This window comes from Pseudomonas sp. NMI760_13, from assembly GCF_021283245.1.
Lineage (GTDB): Bacteria > Pseudomonadota > Gammaproteobacteria > Pseudomonadales > Pseudomonadaceae > Aquipseudomonas > Aquipseudomonas peradeniyensis.
The window spans coordinates 283,142-309,351 of the sequence record NZ_JAJSRC010000004.1 but is presented as its reverse complement, the minus strand read 5'-3'; the positions used below and the strand labels follow the sequence as shown (position 1 = coordinate 309,351).

At 64.3% G+C, this 26,210-nt stretch carries 26 protein-coding genes; 11 read left to right on the top strand and 15 right to left on the bottom strand.

Annotated elements, in window-relative coordinates:
- Nucleotides 1-889: 889 nt before the first annotated feature.
- Nucleotides 890-2,089, bottom strand: coding sequence for a tyrosine--tRNA ligase (gene tyrS, locus LU671_RS06780; RefSeq protein ID WP_232855096.1), 1,200 nt, complete (start codon nt 2,087-2,089; stop codon nt 890-892).
- Nucleotides 2,090-2,301: 212 nt separating this feature from the next.
- On the opposite strand from tyrS, the gene LU671_RS06775 reads away from it, so the two are divergent.
- Both LU671_RS06775 and LU671_RS06770 read left to right on the top strand, forming a co-directional pair.
- Entirely contained in the window at nt 2,302-3,717 is a 1,416-nt protein-coding gene (locus LU671_RS06775) for a peptidoglycan DD-metalloendopeptidase family protein (protein WP_232855095.1), read from the top strand.
- 1 nt (nt 3,718) lies between these two features.
- On the top strand, nt 3,719-4,810 hold the full coding sequence (locus LU671_RS06770) for an anhydro-N-acetylmuramic acid kinase (protein WP_232855094.1): 1,092 nt from the start codon (nt 3,719-3,721) through the stop codon (nt 4,808-4,810).
- 57 nt (nt 4,811-4,867) lie between these two features.
- Here the strand turns inward: LU671_RS06770 and erpA are convergent, their stop codons facing one another.
- Together erpA and argC are read right to left on the bottom strand one after the other, a co-directional pair.
- Nucleotides 4,868-5,218 carry an iron-sulfur cluster insertion protein ErpA gene (gene erpA, locus LU671_RS06765; RefSeq protein WP_050703544.1) on the bottom strand — a complete coding sequence of 117 codons (351 nt, stop codon included), beginning with the start codon at nt 5,216-5,218 and terminating at the stop codon, nt 4,868-4,870.
- Nucleotides 5,219-5,363: 145 nt separating this feature from the next.
- Nucleotides 5,364-6,398 (bottom strand): N-acetyl-gamma-glutamyl-phosphate reductase, encoded by a 1,035-nt coding sequence (gene argC / locus LU671_RS06760; protein WP_186731668.1) that lies wholly within the window; start codon nt 6,396-6,398, stop codon nt 5,364-5,366.
- 140 nt (nt 6,399-6,538) lie between these two features.
- Here argC and hemJ point away from each other — a divergent pair, with 140 nt between their 5' ends.
- From hemJ to LU671_RS06725, 7 genes are all read left to right on the top strand, one after another.
- Nucleotides 6,539-6,964 (top strand): protoporphyrinogen oxidase HemJ, encoded by a 426-nt coding sequence (gene hemJ / locus LU671_RS06755; RefSeq protein WP_050703542.1) that lies wholly within the window; start codon nt 6,539-6,541, stop codon nt 6,962-6,964.
- Between the two features lie 30 nt (nt 6,965-6,994).
- The gene (locus tag LU671_RS06750; protein WP_232855093.1) at nt 6,995-7,951 is read left to right on the top strand and encodes an NAD(P)H-dependent flavin oxidoreductase; all 957 of its coding nucleotides are present in this window, start codon (nt 6,995-6,997) and stop codon (nt 7,949-7,951) included.
- 51 nt (nt 7,952-8,002) lie between these two features.
- Entirely contained in the window at nt 8,003-8,785 is a 783-nt protein-coding gene (locus LU671_RS06745; RefSeq protein WP_110734638.1) for an SDR family NAD(P)-dependent oxidoreductase, read from the top strand.
- A gap of 64 nt (nt 8,786-8,849) precedes the next feature.
- Complete coding sequence (locus LU671_RS06740) at nt 8,850-9,188, top strand: histidine triad nucleotide-binding protein (RefSeq protein ID WP_110734636.1); 339 nt, start codon at nt 8,850-8,852, stop codon at nt 9,186-9,188.
- 66 nt (nt 9,189-9,254) lie between these two features.
- The gene (coq7, locus tag LU671_RS06735; protein WP_198742874.1) at nt 9,255-9,902 is read left to right on the top strand and encodes a 2-polyprenyl-3-methyl-6-methoxy-1,4-benzoquinone monooxygenase; all 648 of its coding nucleotides are present in this window, start codon (nt 9,255-9,257) and stop codon (nt 9,900-9,902) included.
- A gap of 10 nt (nt 9,903-9,912) precedes the next feature.
- On the top strand, nt 9,913-10,950 hold the full coding sequence (locus LU671_RS06730) for a DUF2157 domain-containing protein (protein ID WP_232855092.1): 1,038 nt from the start codon (nt 9,913-9,915) through the stop codon (nt 10,948-10,950).
- A gap of 8 nt (nt 10,951-10,958) precedes the next feature.
- Nucleotides 10,959-11,378, top strand: coding sequence for a hypothetical protein (locus tag LU671_RS06725; protein WP_232855091.1), 420 nt, complete (start codon nt 10,959-10,961; stop codon nt 11,376-11,378).
- 20 nt (nt 11,379-11,398) lie between these two features.
- Here LU671_RS06725 and LU671_RS06720 read toward each other — a convergent pair whose 3' ends face one another.
- Nucleotides 11,399-11,821: an OsmC family protein gene (locus LU671_RS06720; protein ID WP_110734630.1), complete on the bottom strand. Its 423-nt coding sequence runs from the start codon at nt 11,819-11,821 to the stop codon at nt 11,399-11,401.
- 190 nt (nt 11,822-12,011) lie between these two features.
- On the opposite strand from LU671_RS06720, the gene crp reads away from it, so the two are divergent.
- Entirely contained in the window at nt 12,012-12,656 is a 645-nt protein-coding gene (gene crp, locus LU671_RS06715) for a cAMP-activated global transcriptional regulator CRP (RefSeq protein WP_050703538.1), read from the top strand.
- On the opposite strand, the gene LU671_RS06710 is transcribed toward crp, so the two are convergent.
- The 4 genes from LU671_RS06710 to LU671_RS06695 form a co-directional block, all read right to left on the bottom strand.
- The gene (locus tag LU671_RS06710) at nt 12,653-13,357 is read right to left on the bottom strand and encodes a lipoate--protein ligase family protein (RefSeq protein WP_232855090.1); all 705 of its coding nucleotides are present in this window, start codon (nt 13,355-13,357) and stop codon (nt 12,653-12,655) included. The genes crp and LU671_RS06710 overlap by 4 nt on opposite strands.
- A gap of 167 nt (nt 13,358-13,524) precedes the next feature.
- Nucleotides 13,525-14,358: an indole-3-glycerol phosphate synthase TrpC gene (gene trpC / locus LU671_RS06705; RefSeq protein ID WP_232855089.1), complete on the bottom strand. Its 834-nt coding sequence runs from the start codon at nt 14,356-14,358 to the stop codon at nt 13,525-13,527.
- Nucleotides 14,355-15,404: an anthranilate phosphoribosyltransferase gene (gene trpD / locus LU671_RS06700; protein WP_232855088.1), complete on the bottom strand. Its 1,050-nt coding sequence runs from the start codon at nt 15,402-15,404 to the stop codon at nt 14,355-14,357. Before trpD ends, trpC begins: the two co-directional genes overlap by 4 nt.
- Before the next feature lie 9 nt (nt 15,405-15,413).
- On the bottom strand, nt 15,414-16,007 hold the full coding sequence (locus LU671_RS06695; protein WP_110734621.1) for an aminodeoxychorismate/anthranilate synthase component II: 594 nt from the start codon (nt 16,005-16,007) through the stop codon (nt 15,414-15,416).
- Between the two features lie 376 nt (nt 16,008-16,383).
- Here LU671_RS06695 and estP point away from each other — a divergent pair, with 376 nt between their 5' ends.
- A complete protein-coding gene (gene estP / locus LU671_RS06690) occupies nt 16,384-18,288 on the top strand; it encodes an esterase EstP (RefSeq protein ID WP_232855087.1) in 1,905 nt (634 codons plus the stop codon).
- A 114-nt stretch (nt 18,289-18,402) separates the two neighbouring features.
- Here estP and trpE read toward each other — a convergent pair whose 3' ends face one another.
- The 7 genes from trpE to LU671_RS06655 form a co-directional block, all read right to left on the bottom strand.
- Nucleotides 18,403-19,884: an anthranilate synthase component I gene (gene trpE, locus LU671_RS06685; RefSeq protein ID WP_232855086.1), complete on the bottom strand. Its 1,482-nt coding sequence runs from the start codon at nt 19,882-19,884 to the stop codon at nt 18,403-18,405.
- A gap of 70 nt (nt 19,885-19,954) precedes the next feature.
- Nucleotides 19,955-20,773: a phosphoglycolate phosphatase gene (locus LU671_RS06680; protein WP_203649947.1), complete on the bottom strand. Its 819-nt coding sequence runs from the start codon at nt 20,771-20,773 to the stop codon at nt 19,955-19,957.
- Nucleotides 20,770-21,444 (bottom strand): ribulose-phosphate 3-epimerase, encoded by a 675-nt coding sequence (gene rpe, locus LU671_RS06675; RefSeq protein ID WP_028689018.1) that lies wholly within the window; start codon nt 21,442-21,444, stop codon nt 20,770-20,772. The genes LU671_RS06680 and rpe overlap by 4 nt, the downstream gene beginning before the upstream one ends.
- Nucleotides 21,445-21,620: 176 nt before the next feature.
- Nucleotides 21,621-22,448: an ABC transporter permease gene (locus LU671_RS06670; RefSeq protein WP_028689019.1), complete on the bottom strand. Its 828-nt coding sequence runs from the start codon at nt 22,446-22,448 to the stop codon at nt 21,621-21,623.
- Nucleotides 22,449-22,459: 11 nt separating this feature from the next.
- On the bottom strand, nt 22,460-23,707 hold the full coding sequence (locus tag LU671_RS06665; protein ID WP_203649943.1) for an ABC transporter permease: 1,248 nt from the start codon (nt 23,705-23,707) through the stop codon (nt 22,460-22,462).
- Between the two features lie 214 nt (nt 23,708-23,921).
- Nucleotides 23,922-24,956 (bottom strand): ABC transporter substrate-binding protein, encoded by a 1,035-nt coding sequence (locus LU671_RS06660; protein WP_232855085.1) that lies wholly within the window; start codon nt 24,954-24,956, stop codon nt 23,922-23,924.
- Nucleotides 24,957-24,996: 40 nt separating this feature from the next.
- Entirely contained in the window at nt 24,997-26,109 is a 1,113-nt protein-coding gene (locus tag LU671_RS06655; protein ID WP_203649939.1) for an ABC transporter ATP-binding protein, read from the bottom strand.
- Between the last annotated feature and the right edge of the window lie 101 nt (nt 26,110-26,210).

Here is a 26,210-nt window from a genome sequence, read left to right as displayed (position 1 = left end):
GATTCAATTTGTTAAAGAGCGTTTGGCTAAGAGCTTTTCGTCTCAACCGAGGCGCGCATTCTACGCTTTCCTCATTTCGTGTCAAGCGTTTATTTTGAAGTTTTTCGTTTCACTTCAAACACTTGACTCGCTGCGATCTCTCGTAGCGGGAGGCGAATCATACAGCGTTACAACCTGCTGTCAACTGCCTTTTTCACCGCTGCCGATCAGATGATCGAAGCACCTCCGCCACCCTCTTCAACAATCAACTCTTTGATATTCAAGGAGTTTTTCGTTCCGATGTCGCTGGAAGTGGGGCGCATTATAAGGGGATCTGAGAGGGCGTCAACCGTTAATTTCATCAAATTGAAATATCGGGGGAAAAGACCGCGTCAGGGCTGCCAGGTGCTCGCCGAAAGCCTTGCAGCGCCTATCAGATCGAGCGCCGCCCGCGCGGCGCATCGCGGCACAAGGCCGCTCCTACATCTGTTTCGGGCCAATTATGCCTGTGAAAGTATCGGCGCCTGCCTTGGTGCATGCCTCAAGTCGTGCGCAGCGGCAGTGGTGACCACGCTGGAAACGCGTCGTACCAACAAGGCGGACCAGGTAATGGCCCAGGAGCGATTGGCCCGAAACAAATGTGGGAGCGGGCTTGCCCCGCGATGCGCCGCGCGGGCGGCGCTCGATCTCATAGGCGCCATAGAACCCTCGGTGAACACTTCTGGAACACAACACAATCCCACGGCGAACACCTCTGGAACACAACGCAACCCCAAGGCAAACACCTCGCACACACCCCAACCCCAAGACAGGCACCCTCCAGCCCCGACACCTATATAAGCAACCCCAAAAACAAAAGCGGGGAGACCTACCGGCCTCCCCGCTTCTATATAGCTACACCACCAGGCGATCACTCCGCCTTGAGGCTGACCCGGGCAAACGCCTTCTTGCCCGCCTGGCACACATGGGTCGCACCAACCACAAACATGAAGTCACGGTCGACCACCACACCATCCACCTTGACCGCACCGGCGCCGAGCAGATCTCGCGCCTGCGCCGAGTTCTTCACCAGGCCAGCCCGGTTCAACACAGCAGCGATCGGCAGATCTTCAACAGCGGCCACTTCGATCTCCGGCAGATCCTCCGGCAACTCGCCTTCCTTCATGCGGTTGCCCGCGGCACGGTGCGCATTGGCCGCAGCCTCTTCACCATGGAAGCGAGCCACGATCTCCTCGGCCAGCTTGATCTTGATGTCGCGCGGGTTGACGCCGTTCTCGACATCCGCCCGGAACTGATCGATCTCTTCCATCGAACGGAAGCTCAGCAGCTCGAAGTAACGCCACATCAAGGTGTCGGGAATCGACACAAGCTTGCTGTACATCACCCCAGGCGCTTCCTGGATACCGACATAATTGCCCAACGACTTGGACATCTTCTTCACGCCATCCAGCCCTTCGAGCAGCGGCATGGTGACGATGTTCTGCGCCTCCTGACCGTAGGCGCGCTGCAACTCGCGCCCCATCAGCAGGTTGAACTTCTGGTCGGTGCCGCCCAGTTCGACATCGGCCTTCAAGGCGACGGAGTCGTAACCCTGCACCAGCGGATAGAGGAACTCATGGATCGCGATCGGCTGGTTGGTGGTGTAGCGCTTGTCGAAGTCGTCGCGCTCGAGCATGCGCGCCACGGTGTACTGCGAGGCCAGGCGAATGAAGTCGGCAGGCGTGAGCTTGTCCATCCAGGTGGAGTTGAACGCCACCTCGGTCTTCGCCGGGTCGAGGATCTTGAACACTTGCTGCTTGTAGGTCTCGGCGTTATCCAGCACCTGCTCGCGGGTCAGCGGTGGGCGGGTGGCGCTCTTGCCGCTCGGGTCGCCGATCATGCCGGTGAAGTCGCCGATCAGGAAGATGACCTGATGCCCCAGCTCCTGGAACTGGCGCAGCTTGTTGATCAGCACCGTGTGCCCCAGATGCAGGTCGGGCGCGGTTGGATCGAAGCCCGCCTTGATGCGCAGCGGCTGGCCGCGCTTGAGCTTCTCCACCAGTTCCGATTCGACCAGTACCTCTTCCGCACCGCGCTTGATAAGCGCCAGCTGCTCTTCAACCGACTTCATAGACAGACCCGCAACGCTAGGATTCAAGGGGAGCCAACCATACAAGATCGGCCATCAAATACAAGTTTCGCAAAGGATTGTGACCCGAACGGCGCACCGCAACGTCTACGCGCCCTTGCGTGCGAATGGATTTGGTTATATTTTATACAGTTATTTCATCTTCATCATGTCATTCATCTTTTCCATTTCACCTTTTCAAAGTCACCTTATCTATGACCAACGAAACGCCTAAAGCGCCCCCGCTTTATCCGAAAAGCCATCTGTTGGCCGCAAGCGGCATTGCCGCTCTCCTCAGCCTGGCCTTGCTGGTCTTCCCTTCCAGCGAAGTGGAAGCCAAGAAAACCACCCTCAGCCTGGAGCTCGAAAGCCCGGCAGAACAGCTCAAGGACGAGTCCCGCAGCGCCCCCCTGGTAGAGGCAGGACAGGGCAGCGACTCGCCATTCGCCCAGATCGACGGCGCCGAGCCCGAGACCGCCAAGGCGGAGCCGACACCGGCCCCCGCCGCCAAGCCGGAAGAGAAGGCCCCAGGCCACCGTGAAGTAGTGGTCAGCCGCGGCGATACGCTTTCCACCCTGTTCAACAAGGTCGGCCTGCCGGCCAACGCCGTCCATGACGTCCTGGCGAGCAACAAGCAGGCCAAGCAGTTCAGCCAGCTCAAGCACGGCCAGGTGCTGCAGTTCGAACTGGACAAGGACGGCCAGCTGACCAGCCTGCACAGCAAGGTCAGCAACCTCGAGACCATCCGCCTGAACAGGACCGACAAGGGCTTCGCCTTCGAACGCGAGGTCAGCAAGCCGGTGGTCCGTACCGCCTACGCCCATGGCGTGATCAAGAGCTCGCTGTCCGCCTCCGCCCAGCGCGCCGGCCTGTCCCACAGCATGACCATGGACATGGCGCGGATCCTCGGCTACGACATCGACTTCGCCCAGGACATCCGCCCTGGCGACGAATTCGACGTGGTCTACGAGCAGAAGATGATGGACGGCAAGGTGGTCGGCACCGGCAACATCCTCTCCGCCCGCTTCACCAACCGCGGCAAGACCTACACCGCCGTGCGCTACACCAACAAGCAGGGCAACACCAACTACTACACCGCCGACGGCAACAGCCTGCGCAAGGCGTTCATCCGCACCCCGGTGGACTTCGCCCGCATCAGCTCGCGCTTCTCGGCCGGGCGCAAGCACCCGATCCTCAACAAGATCCGTGCGCACAAGGGCGTCGACTACGCCGCGCCACGCGGCACGCCGATCAAGGCCGCCGGCGACGGTCGCATCGAGCTGGCTGGCCGCCGCGGCGGCTACGGCAACACCGTGATCATCGCCCATGGCAATTCGTACAAGACGCTCTACGGCCATATGCAGGGCTTCGCCAAGGGCATCAAGACCGGTTCCAGCGTCAAGCAGGGGCAGATCATCGGCTATATCGGCACCACCGGTTTGTCGACCGGCCCGCACCTGCACTACGAGTTCCAGGTCAACGGCGTGCACGTCGACCCGCTGAGCCAGAAGGTGCCGATGGCCGACCCGATCGCCAAGGCCGAGCGCCAGCGTTTCAACCAGCAGAGCCAGCCCCTGATCGCCCGCATGGATCAGGAAAAGGCCACCCTGCTCGCCGCCAACAAGCGCTGACATGGCGCTCTACCTGGGGGTGATGTCCGGCACCAGCCTCGACGGCCTGGACATCGCCCTGATCGAGCAACACGAGCAGCTACGGCTGCTCGCCACCCATTACATCCCCATGCCCGTCGACCTGCGCCAGGACCTGCTCGGCCTCTGCGCCAGCGGCCCCGACGAGATCGCCCGTGCGGCCCTGGCGGAAAACCGCTGGGCCACCCTGGCAGCACAGGGCATCAATCACCTGCTGACCACCCAGGGCCTGGCGCCCGACGCCATCCGCGCCATCGGCAGCCACGGCCAGACGGTTCGCCATGAGCCGGCCCGTGGCTTTACCGTGCAGATCGGCAACCCGGCCCTGCTGGCCGAGCTCACCGGTATTTGCGTAGTAGGCGATTTTCGCCGCCGCGACGTGGCAGCTGGCGGCCAGGGTGCGCCCTTGGTACCGGCATTCCACGAATCGTTGTTCGGTCACCTCGGCCAGCGCCTGGCAATCCTCAACGTGGGGGGCTTCAGCAACCTGAGCCTGATCGAGCGCGACCAACCGGTACACGGCTTCGACTGCGGCCCGGGTAACGTGCTGCTGGACGCATGGATCGAACGCAAACGGGGCCAGGCCTTCGATGCCAATGGCGCCTGGGGGGCCAGCGGCAGCGTCCGCCAGGACCTGCTGAACGCTTTGCTGAGCGACCCGTTCTTCGCCGGCAACGGCCCGAAGAGCACCGGCCGCGAGGTCTTCAACCTGCCCTGGCTGGACGCGCATCTGGGGCGCCTGCCGGCGTACCGTGACGAAGATGTCCAGGCCACCCTGCTGGAACTGACGGCGAGCAGCATCATCGACTCGCTGCGCCAGGCCCAGGACGGCACCGAGGCCTTGCTGGTCTGTGGTGGAGGTGCGCGCAACGGCGCATTGATGGCGCGCCTGGCGGCCCTGCTGCCGAGCGCCAAGGTCGCCAGCACCGCGGCACATGGCGTGGACCCCGACTGGGTTGAGGCCATGGCCTTCGCCTGGCTGGCCCATTGCTGCCTGGAGGGCATCCCGGCCAACCGCCCCAGCGTGACCGCCGCCCGCGGCCTGCGCATCCTCGGCGCGATCTACCCCGCCTGACCCCCCAGAATGCAAAACGCCGCGCAATTGCGCGGCGTTTTCACAGCGGGGCGCGGATCAGATCGAGAACGACGAACCGCAACCGCAGGTAGTGGTGGCGTTCGGGTTCTTGATCACGAAGCGCGAACCTTCCAGGCCTTCCTGGTAGTCGACTTCGGCGCCCGCCAGGTACTGGTAGCTCATCGGGTCGACGACCAGCGCAACACCTTCGCGCTCGACGATGGTGTCGTCGTCGGCCACGTCTTCATCAAAGGTGAAACCATACTGGAAGCCCGAGCAGCCGCCGCCGGTCACGAACACACGCAGCTTCAGCCGCTCGTTGCCCTCTTCGCTGACCAGGGTTTTCACCTTGTGCGCAGCCCCGGGAGTGAACTCCAAAGCCGTGGGGGTGAAGGTTTCGACGCTCATGTTGATTCTCCCGGCGCAGTGCCGCCATAAAACTCGATGGCGGGTATTATCCGCTTGTCCGAGAAAATCGGTCAAGAATTGTGCGGCTTTAGTCGCCCCCATGAAAAAGGCCCGCACGAGGCGGGTCTTGGCAACGACGGCCGGCTTACGGCAGCAGCCCGGCGTGGGACAAGCCCATGCGCTCGTCGAGACCGAACAGGATGTTGAGGTTCTGCACCGCCTGGCCCGACGCGCCCTTGACCAGGTTGTCGATCACCGACAGCACCACCACCAGGTCACCGCCCTGAGGCCGGTGCACGGCGATGCGGCAGACGTTGGCACCGCGCACGCTGCGGGTTTCCGGGTGGCTGCCGGCCGGCATGACGTCGACGAACGGTTCGTTGGCGTAGCGTTTCTCGAACAACGCCTGCAGGTCGACCGAGGTATCGGCGACCGTCGCGTACAGGGTGGCATGGATGCCACGGATCATCGGGGTCAGGTGCGGCACGAAAGTCAGGCCGATGTCCTTGCCCGCCGCCTGGCGCAGGCCCTGGCTGATCTCCGGCAGGTGACGGTGGCCCTTGACCGCGTAAGCCTTCATGCTTTCACCGGCCTCGCAGAACAGCGAACCTACCGCAGCGCCGCGGCCGGCACCGCTGACGCCCGACTTGCAGTCGGCGATCAGTCGCGACGGGTCGGCCAGGCCGGCTTCCAGCAGTGGCAGCAAGCCCAGCTGGGTGGCGGTCGGGTAGCAACCCGGCACGGCAATCAGGCGCGCCTGGCGGATCTTCTCGCGGTTCACCTCGGGCAAGCCGTAGACGGCGTCCTTGAGCAGCTCGGGCGCACCATGGGGCTGGCCGTACCACTTGCCCCATTCGGCGGCGTCCTGCAGGCGGAAGTCGGCGGACAGGTCGATGACCTTGGTGCCGGCCGCCAGCAGCTCACCCGCCAGGGCGTGGGCAACGCCGTGGGGCGTGGCGAAGAACACCACGTCGCAGGCCGCCAGGGTCTTGCTGTCCGGCACGCTGAACGCCAGGCCATCGTAATGGCCGCGCAGGTTCGGGTACATGTCGGCAACCGCCACGCCCGCTTCGGAGCGCGAAGTGATGACCGCCACTTCGGCCTGTGGGTGCTGCGCCAACAGACGCAGCAGTTCGACACCGGTGTAACCCGTGCCGCCGACGATACCGACCTTGATCATGACGCTTGCCCCTTATCAACGAGACCACTGGAAAACGCACGATAATAGGGGCCAAGGGCGCCTGTAACAACTCTTGGGATGACCCTTCGGGCCCTTGGCCTCTACTATCTGACGACCGTGAAAACCTGAAGGAACTCCCCATGCTCTATCTATGGATCAAGGCGCTGCATATCGTCAGCGTGGTCTGCTGGTTCGCCGGCCTGTTCTACCTGCCACGCCTGTTCGTCTATCACGCCCAGAGCCAGGACAGCATCAGCCTCGAGCGCTTCACCACCATGGAGCGCAAGCTGTACCGGGGCATCATGAACCCGGCGATGATCGCCACCTATGTGTTCGGCGGCTGGATGCTGTACCTGAACCCCGGCTGGCTGAGCCAGGGCTGGCTGCACGCCAAGCTCACCCTGGTGGCCCTGCTCACCGTCTACCATCACATGTGCGGCGCCCAGCGCAAACGCTTCGCCGCCGGCACCAACACCCGCAGCCATGTGTACTACCGCTGGTTCAACGAGGCACCGGTGCTGATGCTGCTGGGCGTCGTAATTCTCGTGGTGGTCAAACCGTTCTGACGATATCCACCCGCCTACAGGAGTTTCGCCATGTCCCTGCCCGCCTCGCTCGAACAACGCCTGCGCCTGCCCCTGGTGGCGGCGCCGATGTTCCTGATCTCCAACCCCCGGCTGGTGCTCGCCTGCTGCGCCAATGGCGTGGTGGGCAGCTTCCCTGCCCTGAACCAGCGTGACAGCGCAGGGTTCAAGGCCTGGCTGGAGGAGATCGAGGCCGGGCTGGCCGAGCTGCAGGCGCCCGCGCCCTATGCGGTCAACCTGATCGTGCACCCGACCAATCCGCGCCTGCAGGCCGACCTGACACTGTGCGTCGAGCATCGGGTGCCCATCGTCATCACCAGCCTCGGCGCGGTGAAGGAGGTGGTCGATGCGGTGCACGGCTATGGTGGCCTGGTGTTCCATGACGTGACCACCCGTCGCCACGCCGAGAAGGCCGCTGAGGCCGGCGTCGACGGGCTGATCGCCGTGGCCGCCGGCGCCGGCGGGCATGCCGGGACCTGGAGCCCGTTCGCCCTGGTCGCGGAGATCCGCCAGTTCTTCGACAAGACCCTGCTGCTGGCCGGTTGCCTGAACCATGGCCATGAACTGCTGGCTGCGCAATTGCTGGGGGCCGACCTCGGCTACATGGGCACCCGCTTCATCGCCACCCGCGAGAGCCAGGCCCAGGACGCCTACAAGCAGATGATCCTGGGTGCCGGGGCCGCCGATATCGTGCATACCCCGGCGGTGTCCGGCATCCCCGCCAGTTTCCTGCGCCAGAGCCTGGAGCAGGCCGGCTACGACCTGGCGGCACTGAAGAGTGGCCATGAAGCCGGCAAGCTCAAACCCCTGGATGAAGAGGCCAAGGCCTGGAAGACCGTCTGGTCGGCCGGCCAGGGGGTCGGTGAGATCCATGACCTGCCCACGGCCGGCGAACTGATCGGGCGCTTGCACAACGAATACCGGACAGCCCTGGAGCGTAGCCAGCAGCTGCACGGCAACGCCTTGTAGCAATTCGGCCACGCTGTAAACTAGGCGCCCCTTTCGCCCCAGGAGCCTTGCATGACCCGTTACGCCATGATCACCGGAGCTTCCAGCGGCCTGGGCCTGGCCCTGGCGGAAGCCCTGGCACGGCGCGGGCGCAACCTGATCCTGGTGGCGCGCCAGCGCGAGACGCTGGAGCCGGTGGCCATCGAGCTCACCCAACGCTTTGGCGTGGAAGTGCTGTTCCGTGCCTGCGACCTCAGCCAGCCTCTACGCCTGTCTGGCTTCGTCCTCGAGCTGGAGGAAGGCGAGCGGCGCATCGACCTGCTGGTGAATTGCGCGGGGCAGCGTACCTATGGGCCGTTCCTGGCCCATGAGTGGGCCGATGAACAGGACCTGCTCGAGGTCAATATCCTCGCCCTGAGCCGCCTGTGCCACGCCATTGGCAACCTGATGGCGATCCAGGGCGGTGGGCAGATCCTCAACGTCGCGGGGCTGGCCGGCGTCGCACCAGGCCCGTGGATGGCTGCCTACGCGGCGAGCAAGGCCTATGTGCTGAGTTTCTCCGAGGCCCTGCGCGAGGAACTGCGACGGACCGGGATCAAGGTCTCGGTGCTGTGCCCGGGGCCGGTGCGCTCGGCCAGGCGCCGCATCCCCCGGCTCGACGGCAACAGCCGCTGCCTGAGCCCCGAGGAAATCGCCCTGTACACCGTCCGTGCCCTGGACCGCAACCGCGCGCTGATCCTGCCCGGCCGGCGCAACCGCTGGCTGGCCTTCGCCCCGCGCCTGCTGCCGCGCTGGCTGACACGCAAGCTGGCCGGGATGATCCATCGCCGCTATTGCCCGATCGGCATGGAATAGCCACTGGGCGAGCGGCGGCGGGCTCAGTACACTCAGCCCCGACACTCACCATGGAGCACGTGCTGTGGACGATTTATTCCTCAGAATCATCAACCGGGAGATCCCGGCGAAGATCATCTACGAAGACGACCAGGTCCTGGCCTTCCACGATATCGCCCCCCAGGCCCCGGTCCATTTCCTGGTCATCCCGAAGAAACACATCCGCACCCTCAATGACCTGACCGAAGAGGACAAAGGCCTGGCGGGCCACATCCTGTTCACCGCCCAGCGCCTGGCCCGGGAACTCGGCTGCGAAGAGGGCTTCCGCGTGGTGATGAACTGCAACGAGCAGGGCGGCCAGACCGTCTACCACATCCACATGCACGTGCTTGGCCAGCGCCAGATGCACTGGCCGCCGGGCTGATCCAAGGCAAGCCTGCCCAGGGGTATTGAGGTAGACTGTCGGGCATCACTTCAGCGGAGGTGCCCGATGGCTACCGAACGTCACTACTCGCCGCTCGACCGCTTGTTGCTGCAGGCCGATACCGCCATGCGCACCTTGCTGCCCTTCAGCGGCCAACCCGCCCGCCCATCCCCGGCAATCATCCAGCCGGACGCCGAACTCGACGAGCAGCAGACCCGCCATATCGCCGGCCTGATGCGCATCAACCACACCGGCGAAGTCTGCGCCCAGGCGCTGTACCAGGGCCAGGCCCTGACCGCCAAGCTGCCCCAGGTGCGCAAGGCCATGGAGCATGCGGCGGAAGAAGAAATCGACCACCTGGCCTGGTGCGAGCAGCGCATTCGCCAGCTCAACAGCCACCCCAGCGTGCTCAACCCGGTGTTCTACGGCCTGTCGTTCGGCATCGGCGCCCTCGCCGGGCTGGTCAGCGACAAGGTCAGCCTGGGCTTCGTCGCCGCCACCGAGCATCAGGTGTGCAAGCACCTGGACGAACACCTGGAGCAGATCCCCGAGCACGACGGCAAGTCCCGCGCCATCCTCGAGCAGATGCGTGTCGACGAGGAGCACCACGCCGAATCCGCGCTGGAAGCCGGCGGGTACCGTTTTCCGGCCCCCGTGCGCTTTGGCATGAGCCTGCTGGCCAAGGTCATGACCAAGAGCACCTACCGGATCTGAGGCACTCGCCATGGCACGCTTCGACGCCAGGGACCTGGCACGCGCCGTGAGCGCCGGGGTGCTGCAGCCCGGCCAGGACCGTGCACTGGTGGACTTCCTGCGCCAGCAACCGCAGGCCTCCGGCAGCTTCCAGCTGGCTCACGTTGCGTTCTACTTCGGAGCCCTGCTGATCATGGGCGCCATGGGCTGGCTGCTCACGGAAGCCTGGATGCGCATCGGCGACTCAGCGCTACTGACGATCGCCCTGCTCTATATTGCCGCGATCACCTTGTTTGCCCTGTCACTGCAACGCCGTGGCCAACCTGTTGCTGCGGGAGTACTGGCAGCGGTGGCAGTCAGTATCGTTCCACTGGCGGTGTTCGCCGTTGAGCGGTTGGTCGGCTGGTGGCCACTGGAGGATGCCCAGGGCGATTACCACCAGTACTACACCTATGTGCAGGGTGGTTGGCTGGCCATGGAAGCGGCAACCGTGCTGGCCGGCCTGCTGATGCTGCGCCTGGTGCCCTTCCCCTTCATCGTCATGCCGATTGCCGTGGCTTTGTGGTTCATGTCGATGGACCTCACCGAATGGTTGCATGGCGATGTCTTCGACTGGGAGCAACGCCGCACCGTGTCGCTGTGGTTTGGCCTTGGCATGCTGCTGGTATTTCTCGTGGTGGACGGGCGCACAGCGCGGGACTATGCCTTCTGGGGCTACCTGGCCGGGCTGGCGGCATTCTGGGGCGGGCTGACGCTATTGGACAGCGGGAGTGAATGGGGCAAGTTCCTGTACTGCCTGATCAACCTGGGGTTGATGAGCCTGGCCGTGCTGTTGCGCAGGCCGGTGTTCATGGTGTTCGGCGCAATGGGTGTGGCGGCTTACCTGGGCCACCTTTCCTACGAGGTCTTCGCCGACTCCCTGCTGTTCCCGGTAGTGCTGACCCTGATCGGCCTCGCGGTCATCGGCCTGGGCGTGCTCTATCAGAAGCGACGTGAAACATTGAGTGCGCACCTGCGGGCAAAAATACCTGCCAGCCTCTTGCAACTGCTACCGGCATTGCGGCGTTGAGCGTTCGCATGCTCACCGCCCGCCTGCTGCAAGGCCTTGGGCTGATACTGGTTGCCTATCTCTTTGTTTGCCTGATGACCGCCGGTCTCAGGCAAACCGGATTCAGCCTGGAACTGCCAGATCTCGTCGAGCCCGACAGCAACAGTGCGTTGGAACTGCTGCTCTTCGCCGTACCCGGGCTATTGCTGTTTCTGCTGTTCGGCTGTTTTATCCGCAATCGTCGAACGCTCATCCACACTTATGTGCTGCTGGCGATCATGGTCGCGCAATTGCAATGCCTGAACTTTGCCGAAAGCTACGGCAGTACCTGGAGCGGCCTGGAGCTTGTCATGCTGCTGGGCATGAACACGCATTGGTTGTTGCTTGCCCTCATCCCAGGGCTCGCACTGCTGCTGGGTATCGAGCAGTTGCGCAGACAGAGCGCCTGAAGAGCAGGCGCTCCTGCACATCAACCAAGTTCGACGATTTCGTAACCGTGCGTGATCTCGACGCCAGCGCGATCCAGCATGATCGAGGCCGAGCAGTACTTCTCCGCCGACAGCTCCACCGCACGCTTGACCTGCGCCTCCTTCAAGCCGCGGCCCTTGACCACGAAGTTGAGGTGGATCTTGGTGAACACCTTGGGGTCCTCATTGGCGCGTTCGGCTTCCAGGAAGGCCTCGCAGCTTTCCACGGCCTGGCGCGACTTCTTGAGAATGCTGACCACGTCGAAGCTGCTGCAGCCACCGAGGCCAAGCAGGAGCATCTCCATCGGGCGCACGCCCAGGTTGCGGCCCCCGGCTTCAGGCGGACCGTCCATGACCACGACATGGCCGCTCCCCGACTCGCCGAGGAACATCGCTTCACCGGCCCACTGGATGCGTGCCTTCATCTATCCGGACTCCCGATCTCGTAAAAGGGTGTCAGCTTAGACCTTGCGAGGCTGTCGGAAAAGCTCAAGCCGCGTCGCTTTTGTGCCGATTCAAGTTGAAGTGTCTGATAAGCTGGCGCCAAATGACTGGCGCATGCTGCCAGGCAGCCCCTATAAAAAGCCAATGCGTCGCATCGAACAGGATTTCGTGATGGTCTCCTCAGCCCTGCCACCCAAGATCAAGAACATCGACAAGCTGCTGGCCCACTGCCAACGCCGTCGCTATGCCGCCAAAAGCAACATCATCTGTGCCGGCGACCGGGCCGAGACCTTGTCGTTCATCATCAAGGGCTCGGTGACCATCCTGATCGAGGACGACGACGGCCACGAGATGATCATCGCCTACCTCAACAGTGGCGATTTCTTCGGTGAGCTGGGGCTGTTCGAGCCGGCAGGCCAGGAACATCAACGCAGCGCCTGGGTGCGTGCCAAGACCGAGTGCGAAGTGGCCGAGATCGGCTACGACAAATTCCGTGAGCTGGTACGCCTGGAGCCGGAAATCCTCTATGCCCTGGGCAGCCAGATGGCCCAGCGCCTGCGCAACACCACCCGCAAGGTCGGCGATCTGGCGTTTTTCGATGTCACCGGACGGGTCGCCCGCTGCCTGCTCGACCTGTGCAAGCAACCCGACGCCATGACCCACCCCGACGGCATGCAGATCAAGATCACCCGCCAGGAGATCGGTCGTATCGTCGGTTGTTCACGGGAGATGGTCGGCCGCGTCCTCAAGGACCTCGAGGAGCGCAGCCTGGTGCAGGTCAAGGGCAAGACCATGGTGGTCTACGGCACCCGTTAATCCTGTGGCAGCTCCGCCAACACTTGCTCATAGGCCTGGCTCAAGCGCTCGAACCAAGGGGCGGTAGGCGCCACCTCGTGCAGGGCGATATGGCTGTCGGCGCGGCAGCGCTGGTCCAGCTCGCAGCACTCATTGAAGCGGTTGACCGCCGCGACCATCGATTCGCGCTCGTTGTCCAGCAACAGCGCGCCATGCACCAACACCACCGGGCGCTTGCCCCCCATCCCCTGGCGCCAGCGCTGGGCCGTGCCGACCAGCTTGCGGCCATTGAGGTTGACGTTGTAGCGGCCATCGCAGAAGGCGCCGTCGATCTCCCCCACCGAAGCGACACCGCCCCATTCGCGCAGGACATCGCACAGCGGCAGGCACAGACGCTCGTAGGCATTCTCAATGCGGCCGTGGTCACCCTCGCTGCGCGGTGCCACATAGACCAGTGCCACGTTGACCGTCGCATGGGATTGCGGCACGGGCTCGCCACCGGTTTCGCGCAGCAGCACCGGCCAGCCGGCGATGGCCAGCTCGGCGCAGGCGGCCTCGAAGTTGTCCAGGCGGCTCATGCGCCGGGGCATGACCAGGGCATGGTCGGTCGGGCGCCAGAACAGCACGCCGGATTCGCGCTCGCCGCGGCAGACGGCGGCCAGCAGGTCCTGTTCGGCGTGCAGGCCTTGTTCGACGGTGAGGGCAAGGGGTTGATCGGTCATTGATCCACCATTGATGTTGGATTCTATGGCCTCTTCGCGGGTAAACCCGCTCCCACAGGTGCTGCACACTCCTTGAGAGCGACAGAAGTCCTGTGGGAGCGGGTTTACCCGCGAAAGGGCCGGGGCAGGCCTACAAAAAAGCCGGCGTAACGCCGGCTTCGTTTAAATCAGTCCAGTTGCTGAACAGTCTTCTTCACCTGTTCGGGGAAGAACAGCCGCTGCAGCTCCAACCCTGGCTGCTCGGCGCGCATGAACGCCTCGCCGACCAGGAACGAATACACCTCGTTGATTTCCATCAGCTCGACATCGGCACGGTTGAGGATGCCGCTCTCGGTGATGGCCAGGCGATCGCGGGGGATGCGTGGCAGCAGGTCGAGGGTAGTCTCCAGGCTGACTTCGAAGGTATGCAGGTTGCGGTTGTTGACCCCGACCAACGGGGTGTCGAGGGTCTTCAACGCACGTTCCAGCTCATCACCGTCATGCACTTCGACCAACACGTCGAGGCCGACGTCCTTGGCGGTGGCGGCCAGCTCGGCCATCTTCACGTCGTCCAGCGCCGAGACGATCAGCAGCACGCAGTCGGCGCCCAGCGCACGGGCTTCGACGATCTGGTACGGATCGACCATGAAGTCCTTGCGGATCACCGGCAGCGAAACGGCGGCGCGCGCCTGCTGCAGGTAGACGTCGGCACCCTGGAAGTAGTCCACGTCGGTCAGCACCGACAGGCAGGTCGCCCCGCCTTTCTCGTAGCTGACGGCAATCTCCGCCGGTAGGAAGTTTTCGCGGATCACGCCCTTGCTTGGCGAGGCCTTCTTGATTTCGGCGATCACCGCAGGCTGCTTGCGCGCAGCCTGCTCGATCAATGCCCTGGCAAAGCCACGGGACGCATCGGCCGCCTTGGCCAGGCGCTCGAGTTCAGCCAGGCTGACCCGCGCGCTGCGCTCGGCCACTTCCTGGAATTTGCGGGCGATGATCCTTTCCAGCACCGTCGGTACGCTCATGCTTCGTTCTCCACCTTGAATACCGCGGTAAAGGCGCCCAGCTCCTGCAGTTTCTCCCAGGCCAGCCCGGTGTGCAGCACATCGTGGGCCAGCTCGACACCCTGGGCCAGGGTCATCGCGTGGTCGGCGGCATACAGCGCCGCGCCAGCGTTGAGCACGATCATCTCGGCGGCCTTCTGGCCGTTCTCGGTCTTGCGCCGGCCCAGGGCGTCACGGATCAGCTCCAGCGATGCCTGCGGCCCCTCGACCGCCAGGCCATGCAGGCTCTGGCTCTTCATGCCGAGGTCTTCCGGCTCGACCCAGTACTCGGTGATCTGGTCATTCTTCAGTTCGGCGACGAAGGTCGGCGCGGCCAGGCTGAACTCGTCCAGACCGTCCTTCGAGTGCACCACCAGCACATGCTTGCTGCCCAGGCGCTGTAGCACCTCGGCCAACGGGCGGCACAGGGCCTGGGTGAAGACCCCGACCACCTGGTGTTTCACACCGGCCGGATTCGTAAGCGGGCCGAGCATGTTGAACAGGGTGCGCAGGCCCAGGTCGCGACGCGGGCCGGCGGCGTGCTTCATGGCACTGTGATGGGTCTGGGCGAACATGAAACCGATGCCGAGGCTATCGATGCAGCGGGCGACCTGGACCGGGGTCAGGTTCAGGTAGATACCGGCGGCTTCCAGCAGATCGGCGCTGCCGCTCTTGCCGGAAACCGCACGGTTGCCATGCTTGGCCACGGTGCAACCAGCTGCAGCCAGCACAAAGGCCGAAGCAGTCGACACGTTGAAGATGTTGGCGCCATCACCGCCTGTGCCGACGATGTCGACCACGCCGTCGAGGGTCTTCAGCTCGACCTTGTCGGCCAGCTCACGCATCACCGACACCGCGCCGACGATCTCGTCGATGCTTTCGCTCTTCATGCGCATGCCCATGAGGAAGGCGCCGATCTGCGCCTCGCTGCACTGGCCGGTCATGATCTGGCGCATGACGTCGCGCATTTCCTCGGTGGACAAATCCAGGTGGCCGACGATACGGGTCAAAGCGGTCTTGATATCCATGATCGGTCCTTAACGGCGTCCGCCGGTCTGCTTGAGGAAATTGGCGAACAGCTCGTGGCCCTGCTCGGTGAGGATGGATTCGGGGTGGAACTGTACCCCTTCGACGTTCAGGGTTTTATGACGCAGGCCCATGATTTCGTCGACGGAGCCGTCTGCGTGGGCGGTCCAGGCGGTCACCTCCAGGCAGTCGGGCAGGGTTTCGCGCTTGACCACCAGCGAGTGGTAGCGGGTCACGGTGAGCGGGTTGTTCAGGCCGGCGAACACGCCCAGGTCACGGTGCAGCACCGGGCTGGTCTTGCCGTGCATCACCTGGCGGGCGCGCACCACGTCGCCGCCGAAGGCCTGGCCGATGGACTGGTGGCCCAGGCAGACGCCCAGGATCGGCAGCTTGCCGGCGAAGTGCAGGATGGCCTCGATGGAGACCCCGGCTTCGCTCGGCGTGCACGGGCCCGGGGAGACGACGATGCGCTCGGGGTTCAGGGCTTCGATCTGGGCGATGGTCATTTCGTCATTGCGAATGACCTTGACCTCGGCACCCAGCTCGCCAAGGTACTGCACGACGTTGTAGGTGAAGGAGTCGTAGTTGTCGATCATCAGTAACATCTGCAACGAACCTCTTGAATACTGACTTTTGATTCGAGCCTTCCGCTGCCGCTCATGAATGCGGCCGATCCCGCACGGGGCGGTTGACGGAACAAGTGGGGAAGGCAAACGGGGACGGGCCGGGCGAACCGGCAGGAGAAAAAGTCAGGCGCGCCAACGCCAACGGGCGACGGCCTTGATAACGCGCATCAAGAGTTTGCTGACGATCAACACAGGGTAGGTCTCGTTCATACGTTCCGGGACAGTAACCTACCGGGGCGGCGGGTGCAATATGCCCCTAAACACTGGAAAAACATTGCCATGCTGGGCAAAGACCGGCGATTTGCTATGTTCATGCGGCTTGCCTTAATAAAAACAACGAAAAGGATATTCATGCATGCGCAAGACCCCATTCCTGCACGTCACCCTCGGCATGCTCGCCCTCGCCTGCAGCCAGGCCATCATGGCCGCGCCCTCCCCCTACGCATCACTCATCGTCTTCGGTGACAGCCTCAGCGACGCCGGGCAGTTCCCCGACCTGACCGGCGGCACGCCAGGCATGCGCTTCACCAACCGCGATGCCAATGGCAACTACGCGCCGGTGTCGCCGATGATCCTGGGTGGCAGGCTGGGCTTTTCCGGCACAAGCCTGGGGCCCTCGACGTCGCTGACCAACCAGCTGCAAGGCACCCCGGACGGCAACAATTGGGCCGTGGGCGGCTACACCACGCAGCAGATCCTCGACTCGATCACCGACACCTCGCAAGCCGTCATCCCACCCGGTCGACCCGGCGCCGGCACGGTTCTGCGCGAGCGTGACGGTTACCTGGCCAACGGCCTGCGGGCCGATCCCAATGCCCTGTACTACCTGACCGGTGGCGGCAACGACTTCCTCCAGGGCCTGGTCAACAGCCCCGCCGACGCGGCCGCCGCCGGTGCCCGCCTGGCGGCCAGTGCGCAGGCGCTGCAACAGGGCGGCGCGCGCTACATCATGGTCTGGCTGCTGCCGGACCTGGGGCAGACACCGAACTTCAGCGGCACGCCCCAGCAAGGGCCGCTGTCGCAACTGTCCGGCGTGTTCAACCAGTCGCTGGTCAACCGGCTCGGGCAGATCGACGCCGAGATCATCCCGCTCAATGTCCCAGTACTGCTACGCGAGGCCCTGGCCAGCCCCGCCCAGTTCGGCCTGGCCGCCGACCAGAACCTGGTCGGCACCTGCTACAGCGGCGACGGCTGCGTGGGCAACCCGGTCTACGGGGCGAACGGCACGACGCCGGACCCGACCCGGCTGCTGTTCAACGACTCGGTGCACCCGACCATCGCCGGTCAGCAACTGATTGCCGACTACGCCTATTCGATCCTCGCCGCGCCCTGGGAACTGACCCTGCTGCCGGAAATCGCCCACGCCAGTATCCGCGCCCACCAGGATGAACTGCGCAACCAGTGGCAGACGCCCTGGCAGGCGGTCGGTCAATGGCAGGCGTTCGTCGCCACCGGCGGCCAGGACCTGGACTTCGGCAGCCAGCGCAGCGCCGCCAGCGGCGACGGGCGCGGCTACAACCTGACCCTCGGCGGCAGCTATCGGCTGGATGACGCCTGGCGCGTAGGGCTGGCAGCGGGCGTGTATCGACAAAAGCTTGAGGTGGGCCAACAGGATTCCGACTACAAGCTCGACAGCTACCTTGCCAGTGCCTTCGCCCAGTTCCGCCAGGATCGCTGGTGGGCCGACGCGGCGCTGACCGCCGGGCACCTGGACTATCGCGACCTCAAACGCACCTTCGCCTTGGGGGTGAATGACCGCAGCGAGAAAGGCGATTCCAATGGCGAAGCCTGGGCCGTCACCGGCCGGGTGGGCTACAACCTGGCGGCCGAGAGCAGCCGCTGGCAACTGGCACCGTTCATCAGCGCCGACTATGCGCGGGTCAAGGTCGATGGGTATGACGAGAAAAGCGGCCGCTCCACGGCGCTCGGCTTCGACGATCAGGAGCGCACATCGCGCCGGCTGGGGGCCGGCCTGCTGGGGAGCGTGCAGCTCCTGCCGACGACCAGGCTGTTTGCCGAGGTGGCCCGCGAGCACGAGTTCGAGGACGATCAGCAGGACCTGCGCCTGCACCTGACCAGCCTGCCGGCGAACGACTTCACCCTGACCGGGTATACGCCGCACAGCAATCTGACCCGCGCCAGCCTGGGGCTGAGCCATGAACTGGTGCCGGGGGTGAACCTGCGGGGGAACTATAACTGGCGCAAGAGTGATGAGTTGACCCAGCAAGGGGTGAGCCTGGGGGTCAGCGTCGACTTCTAGCTCTTTGGGGCCGCTCTGCGGCCCATTCGCGGCTAAAGCCGCTCCTACAGGTACTACGCCAATCTGTGGGAGCGGCTTTAGCCGCGAATGGGCTGCAAAGCAGCCCCAATCGATCTACTTGACGGAGGTCTGCTCGGCCAGCGCCACCGCACGGAACATCGCCCGGCGCTTGTTGATGGTCTCTTCCCACTCCAGCGCCGGCACCGAGTCGGCGACGATGCCGCCACCGGCCTGCACATGCAGTTCGCCGTCCTTGATCACCGCGGTGCGGATGGCGATGGCGGTGTCCATGTTGCCGTTCCAGGCAAAGTAGCCCACCGCGCCACCGTAGACGCCGCGCTTGACCGGCTCCAGCTCGTCGATGATCTCCATGGCACGGATCTTCGGCGCACCGGAGAGGGTGCCGGCCGGCAGGATCGCCCGCAGCGCGTCCATGGCCGTCAGCCCGTCACGCAGTTGGCCGGTGACGTTGGACACGATATGCATGACGTTCGAGTACCGCTCGATCACCATTTTCTCGGTCAGGCGCACGCTGCCGGTGGCCGACACCCGGCCCACGTCATTGCGGCCCAGGTCGATGAGCATCAGGTGCTCGGCGATTTCCTTGTCGTCCGACAGCAGGTCGTCTTCCAGCGCCCGGTCGGCTTCTTCGGTGGTTCCGCGTGGGCGGGTGCCGGCGATCGGGCGCACGGTGACCAGGTTGTCCTCGACCCGCACCAGCACTTCCGGCGAACTGCCGACCACATGGAAGTCGCCGAAATTGAAGAAGTACATGTACGGCGTCGGGTTGAAGCAGCGCAGCGCCCGGTACAGGTCGATGGGCGCGGCCTTGAAGTCGATGGACATGCGCTGGGACGGCACCACCTGCATGCAGTCACCGGCCAGGATGTATTCCTTGATGCGGCCCACGGCGTTTTCGTAGTCGGCTTGTGTGTAGCTGGAGCGGAATGCCGGCTCGGCGGCCATCGGCCCGCTCAGGTCCAGGCCACGACGCGGAGTGATCGGCTGGCGCAGGGTGTCCAGAAGCCCCTGCAGGCGAGCCTGGCCTTGCTCGAAGGCCTGCGCCTCGGCCGGGTCGACCAGCACGATGGCGTGCATCTTGCCCGCCAGGTTGTCGAACACCACCACGGCATCGGAGACCATCAGCAGGATATCCGGCACCCCAAGCGGATCCGGATTGGGGCTGGCGCCCAGGCGTTTTTCCACGTAACGCACGCAGTCATAGCCGAAATAGCCCACCAGGCCGCCGTTGAAACGCGGCAAGCCGGGAATGTCGGCGACCTTGTAGCGGTCCTTGAACGTCTCGACGAAGGCCAGCGGATCCTCGACGTCGTGGCTTTCCACCTCGACGCCATCCTGCAGGATGCTGACGTGGTAGCCGTGCACACGCAGCACGGTGCGCGACGGCAGGCCGATCATCGAATAGCGGCCCCATTTTTCGCCGCCCTGCACGGACTCGAGCAGGTAGGAGTTGGGCTGGTCGGCCAGCTTCAGGTAGATCGACAGCGGCGTGTCGAAGTCGGCCAGGGTTTCGCAGGCCAGGGGAATACGGTTGTAGCCGGCAGCGGCCAGGCGCAGGAATTCTTCGCGGGTCATGTGTAGCCTCGGGGCAAGCAGCAATGGGGGCGGGCAAATGGATATACCGGCAGGCGCCGGTGGGCAGGAGTCAGGCGCGCCAGCGCCAGCGGGCCAGGGCCTTGATGACTTTCATCCAGAATTTGCCGGTAACCACCACGTTGTTGTCTCTGCTTTGCGGGGCTTGAAGGTCCGCCAACGTTATCCCAGTGTCGGTGACTAAGCAACCGGGCAACAGTAGGCGCAGGTCGTCGATGACCAGGCTGGGTGACTCGTCGCCGATCGGCCGGCCATGGTTGTAGCCGTAGCTCAGGCCAACGCACTTGACGCCGGCGGCCTTGGCGGCCAGCACGTCGCTGCGCGAATCGCCGACGAACAGCGATTGTTCGGCACTGACGCCGGCCATTTTCATGACGAACAACAGCGCCGCCGGGTCGGGTTTCTTCTGTGGCAGGGTGTCACCGCCGATGATCCAGCGGAAATAGCGGCCGATCTTCATCTGGTCGAGCAAGGGGGCGACGAAGCGTTCGGGCTTGTTGGTGATCAGCGCCATCTCCACGCCCTGCTTGCGCAGCCAGCGCAGGGTATCGCGTACACCGGGGTAGACCACGGTGAGTTCATGGTTGTCGGCATAGGCTTCCATGAACAGCGCCAGCGCGCGTTCGGCCAGCTCGTCGTCCACCGCGGTGTGATCGATATCGCCGGCCAGGGCCCGGCGCACCAGCACCTGGGCGCCGTTGCCGACCCAGTGGCGCACGGCCTCCAGGCCTGCGGGCGGTCGCCCGAGTTCGAGCAGCGTGCGGTCGACAGCTGCGGCCAGGTCGGGTACCGAATCGATCAGGGTGCCATCCAGATCGAACATCACCAGCCTGGGCAGTGTCCCCGGGAACAGCTGCTCGAAACCGCTCATGCGCGTGCCAGCGCCATTTCGGCACGCATCTTGTCGATGACTTCCTTGTAGTCCGGGGCGTTGAAGATCGCCGAGCCGGCCACGAAGGTGTCAGCGCCGGCGGCGGTGATCTCGCGGATATTGCCTACGTTGACGCCGCCGTCAATCTCCAGGCGGATGTCACGGCCACTGGCGTCGATCAGCGCGCGGGCTTCGCGCAGCTTGTCGAGGGTGCCGGGGATGAACTTCTGCCCGCCGAAGCCTGGGTTGACGCTCATCAGCAGGACCATGTCGACCTTGTCCATCACGTACTTCAGCGCATCCAGGCCGGTGGCCGGGTTGAACACCAGGCCGGCCTTGCAGCCGCCATCGCGGATCAGTTGCAGCGAGCGGTCGATGTGCTGGGAGGCTTCCGGGTGGAAGGTGATGTAGGTGGCGCCGGCCTCGATGAAGTCGCCGATGATGCGGTCGACCGGGCTGACCATCAGGTGCACGTCGATCGGCGCGGTCACGCCGTACTTGCGCAGGGCGCTGCAGACCATCGGGCCGATGGTCAGGTTGGGCACGTAGTGGTTGTCCATGACATCGAAGTGGACGATGTCGGCCCCGGCGGCCAGGACCTTGTCGACGTCCTCGCCCAGGCGGGCGAAATCGGCGGACAGAATGGAGGGGGCAATAGCGTAGGGCTGCATGGCGCACCTGTTGGGCAGAATCACGGTGGCGCGCATTGTAACTCAGGGAAGCGGATGAGGGCTGATTGGTATCAATTGGCCCCCCTTTCGCGGCACAAGGCCGCTCCTACAGGAGACCGCGACCCCTTGTAGGAGCGGCCTTGCGCCGCGAAAGGAGGGCAAAGCCCTCCCGGCAGTCAGGCCGGCTGCTGGGTCCTCAGCTTCTCGCTGCGCCCACGCAGCCACTCCAGGGTCAGCAGCAGGATCACCGAAAAGGCGATCAGCAAGGTGGCCGCCGCCGCGATGGTCGGGCTCAGGTTCTCGCGAATGCCGCTGAACATCTGCCGTGGCAGGGTCGCCTGCTCGGGCCCGGCGAGGAACAGGGTCACCACCACCTCATCGAACGACGTGGCGAAGGCGAACAGCGCGCCGGAGATCACCCCGGGGGCGATCAGCGGCAAGGTCACCCGACGGAAGGCCAGCAATGGCGAGGCCCCGAGGCTGGCCGCCGCGCGCACCAGGTTGTAGTTGAAGCCCTGCAGCGTGGCCGACACGGTGATGATCACGAACGGCACACCCAGCACCGCGTGCACCAGGATCAACGAGGTGAAGCTGTTGCCCATGCCCAACGGGGCGAAGAACAGGTAGCTGGCCACGCCGATGATCACCACCGGCACCACCATCGGCGAGATCACCAGCGCCATCACCAGCGACTTGCCGGGAAAGTCGCCGCGGGTCAGGCCGATGGCCGCCAGGGTGCCGAACACCATGGCCAGCACCGTGGCCGCCGGGGCGACGATGATGCTGTTCTTCAGGGCGCGCATCCATTCGGCGGAGGCGAAGAAATCCTGGTACCAGTGCAGCGAGAAACCTTGCAGCGGGTACACCAGGAAGCTCCCGCTGTTGAACGACAGCGGGATGATCACCAGCACCGGCAATACCAGGAACAGCAGGATCAGGCCGCACAGGATGCGCAGGCTGTAGAACCACACCCGTTCCACGGGCGACATGTAGGGGCTCAGCATGACAACGCTCCTCAGCTCAGGCGCAGGCGGCTGGCGCCGACCAGCCAGCTATAGATCAGGTACAGCAGCACGGTCGCCAGCAGCAACAGCCCGCCCAGGGCGGTGGCCATGCCCCAGTTGATGCTGGTGTTGGTGTAGAAGGCGACGAAGTAGCTGACCATCTGGTCGTTCGGGCTGCCCAGCAGCGCCGGGGTGATGTAGTAGCCGATGGCCAGGATGAACACCAGCAGGCAACCGGCGCCGACACCGGCATAGGTCTGTGGGAAGTACACCCGCCAGAAACTGGCGAACGGATGGCAACCCAGGGAAATCGCCGCGCGCATGTAACTGGGCGAAATACCCTTCATCACGCTGTACAGCGGCAGGATCATGAACGGCAGCAGGATGTGCACCATCGAGATGTACACGCCGGTGCGGTTGAACACCAGCTCCAGCGGTTGGTCGATGATGCCGATGGCCATCAGCGCGCTGTTGATCAGCCCGCCCGACTGCAACAGCACGATCCACGCCGCCACCCGCACCAGGATCGAGGTCCAGAACGGCAGCAGCACCAGGATCATCAGCAGGTTGCTCTGCCGGGTCGGCAAGTTGGCCAGCAGGTACGCCAGCGGGTAGGCCAGCACCAGGCAGATGGCGGTGATCACCACGCCCATCCACAGGGTGCGGGCAAAGATATCCAGGTAGATGGCCTGGTCCGGCGTGGCCTTGGCCAGTTCACCGAGGTCGTCGATGCGGTGATCGACGGAGGCCAGCAGGTAGAAAGAGGTGACCGTGCTGGTGTTGCGGCGGATCGCCTGCCAGTAGGCCGGGTCACCCCAACGCTCATCCAGCGCTTGCAGGGCATCTTTATAGGACGCGGGCTCGGCCTTGAACGGCAGCGCACGCGCGGTCTTGGCCAGCAGGCTGCGGTAGCCGGCCAGCTCCATGTTCAGGCGCTTGGAGAGGTCGCCCAGGGTCTGGTTCTTGCGCGACTCGGCCAGATCCTGGCCCAGGGCCTTGTAGACCTCCTCGCCGGGCAGGCTCTTGCCGTCCCACTGCGCCACCGCCTCGACGGTGCGCGGCAGGCCGGCGACCACCTCGGGGTTGCCGACGCTCTTGTACAGCAGCGCCGCGATCGGCACCAGGAACACCAGCAGGAGGAACAGCGCCAGCGGCGCGATCAACGCCTGGGCCTTCCAGCGGTTGACCCGCTCGGCATGCTTGAGGCGCTGCTTGAGGCTTTTACCCGCGCCTTCGTTGAGGGGCACTGCAATGGCCATGGCGAACTCCGGGAAATCAGGGAAACATCGAGGCCGCTTTACAATGACAGCGGTGACCTCAGGCTTGACGCGCTAACTGTAGGAGCGGCCTCGTGCCGCGAAAGGGCCGCGAAGCGGCCCCTGGATCTCAGCCGTGATGCACAAGATGCTGGGGGCTGCTTTGCAGCCCTTTCGCGGCACGAGGCCGCTCCTACAGACATCAGGGATTGTGTCCCTACTTCTTCGCCGCCCAGGCGTTGAAGCGTTGCTCCAGCTGTTCGCTGTTGTCGGCCCAGAAGGCCACGTCGATCTGCACCTGGTTGGCGATGTTCTCAGGCGTGGTCGGCATGTCCTTCTTCACCGCATCGGCCAGCAGCGGGACGGCCTTGGAATTGGCCGGGCCGTAGGCGATGTTCTCGGAGTAGGTCTTCTGCTGTTCGGGCTGGACGGTGTAGGCGATGAATTTCTTCGCTTCTTCCACATCCTTGGCGCCTTTCGGGATGGCCCAGGCGTCGAAGTCGTAGATGCCGCCGTTCCACACCACCTTCAGGTTGCTTTCTTTCTGCACCGCGGCGATCCGGCCGTTGTAGGCCGAGCTCATGACCACGTCACCCGAGGCCAGGTACTGCGGTGGCTGGGCACCAGCTTCCCACCACTGGATGCTTGGCTTGAGCTGATCGAGTTTCTTGAAGGCGCGGTCCTGACCTTCCTTGGTGCCGAGCACCTTGTACACTTCTTTTGGCGCGACGCCGTCGGCCATCAGGGCGAATTCGAGGGTGTACTTGGCGCCCTTGCGCAGGCCGCGCTTGCCCGGGAATTTCTTGGTGTCCCAGAAGTCGGCCCAACTGGTCGGGGCGGTCTTGAGCTTGTCGGCGTTGTAGGCCATCACCGTGGACCACACGAAGAAACCGACGCCGCATGGCTGGATGGCGCCCGGTACGTAGTCAGCCTCATCACCGAACAGGGCCGGGTCGAGTTCCTCGAACATGCCTTCGTCGCATCCACGGGCCAGCTCCGGCGACTCGACTTCCACAAGGTTCCAGGACACGCTCTTGGTGTCGACCATGGCCTTCACCTTGGCCATCTCGCCGTTGTACTCACCGGCGACGATCTTGCCCTTGCCAGCCTTCTCCCATGGCTCGTAGAACGCCTTGGTCTGGGCCGCCTTGTTGGCGCCGCCAAAGGAGATCACGGTCAGGTCGGCCGCCAGGGCCTGCCCGGCGGCGAACAGGCCAAGGGCCAGGGCGGTCAGTTTCAACTGCTTGCGCATTATTATTCTCTCCACAGTTCAGGGTTGGTGAAGCAAACCATCAATGGGCTTCGGCAATCGGATCGAGCGCGCGGGCGTGTTCCACCTCCCAGCCCAGCGGCACCACATCGCCCACGGCCAGGGCCGGGTCGAGCTCGGCGATCGGCTGCTTGACGAAGAAATCGGCCTTGCCGCACACCTCCAGGCGCACCCGCACGTGGTCGCCCAGGTAGATGAACTCGGCCACGCGGCCGGAGAAGCGGTTCACGCAGCTTTCGCTGTGGCCGTTCAGGCGCACGCGCTCCGGGCGGATCGACAGGGTCACCGGCTCGCCGGCCTGGCCGACGTTCACCGCCAGCGCCTCGACCCGCTCGCCACGGGCCAGTTGCACCTGGCAGCGCTTGCCGTCACTGGCCAGCAGGGTGCCGTTGAGGCGGTTGTTCTCGCCGATGAAGTTGGCGACGAAGGTGTTGCGCGGCTCTTCGTAGAGGGTGCGCGGGTCGGCGATCTGCTGGATCTCGCCCTGGTGGAACACCGCCACCCGGTCGGACATGGTCAGCGCCTCGCCCTGGTCGTGGGTCACGTAGACCACGGTCACGCCCAGGCGCTGGTGGATATGCTTGATCTCCATCTGCATGTGTTCGCGCAGTTGCTTGTCCAGGGCGCCGAGCGGTTCGTCCATCAGCACCAGCTGCGGCTCGAACACCAGGGCACGGGCCAAGGCCACGCGCTGCTGCTGACCGCCGGACAGCTGTCCGGGGTAGCGCTTGGCGAAGGCGTCGAGCTGGACCATGCCGAGCACGCGCTTGACCCGCTCGCTGATGTCGGTCTTGCTCAGGTTGCGCACGGTCAGCGGGAAGGCCAGGTTCTCGGCCACGGTCATATGCGGGAACAGCGCGTAGTTCTGGAACACCATGCCGATGTCACGCTTGTGCGGCGGCACATTGTTGATCGAGCGTCCGGCCAGCTGGATTTCACCGGCGGTGGGCGTCTCGAAGCCGGCCAGCATCATCAGGCTGGTGGTCTTGCCCGAGCCGGACGGGCCGAGCAGGGTCAGGAACTCGCCCTTGCGGATGTCCAGGTTGAGGTCCTTGACGATCAGCGATTCGCCGTCGTAGCTCTTCTGCACACCTCGGAAGCTGACCAGCGTCTCGTTCGAATTCGCCTCGCTCATGCCCTGCACCTTCTTGTTGGAATGACTGCGTGGGCACAGCGTAGAAGAGGCGCAAGCGCCCGAAAATCGGGGGGACTGAGAGATTGCCATCATCCGCATGG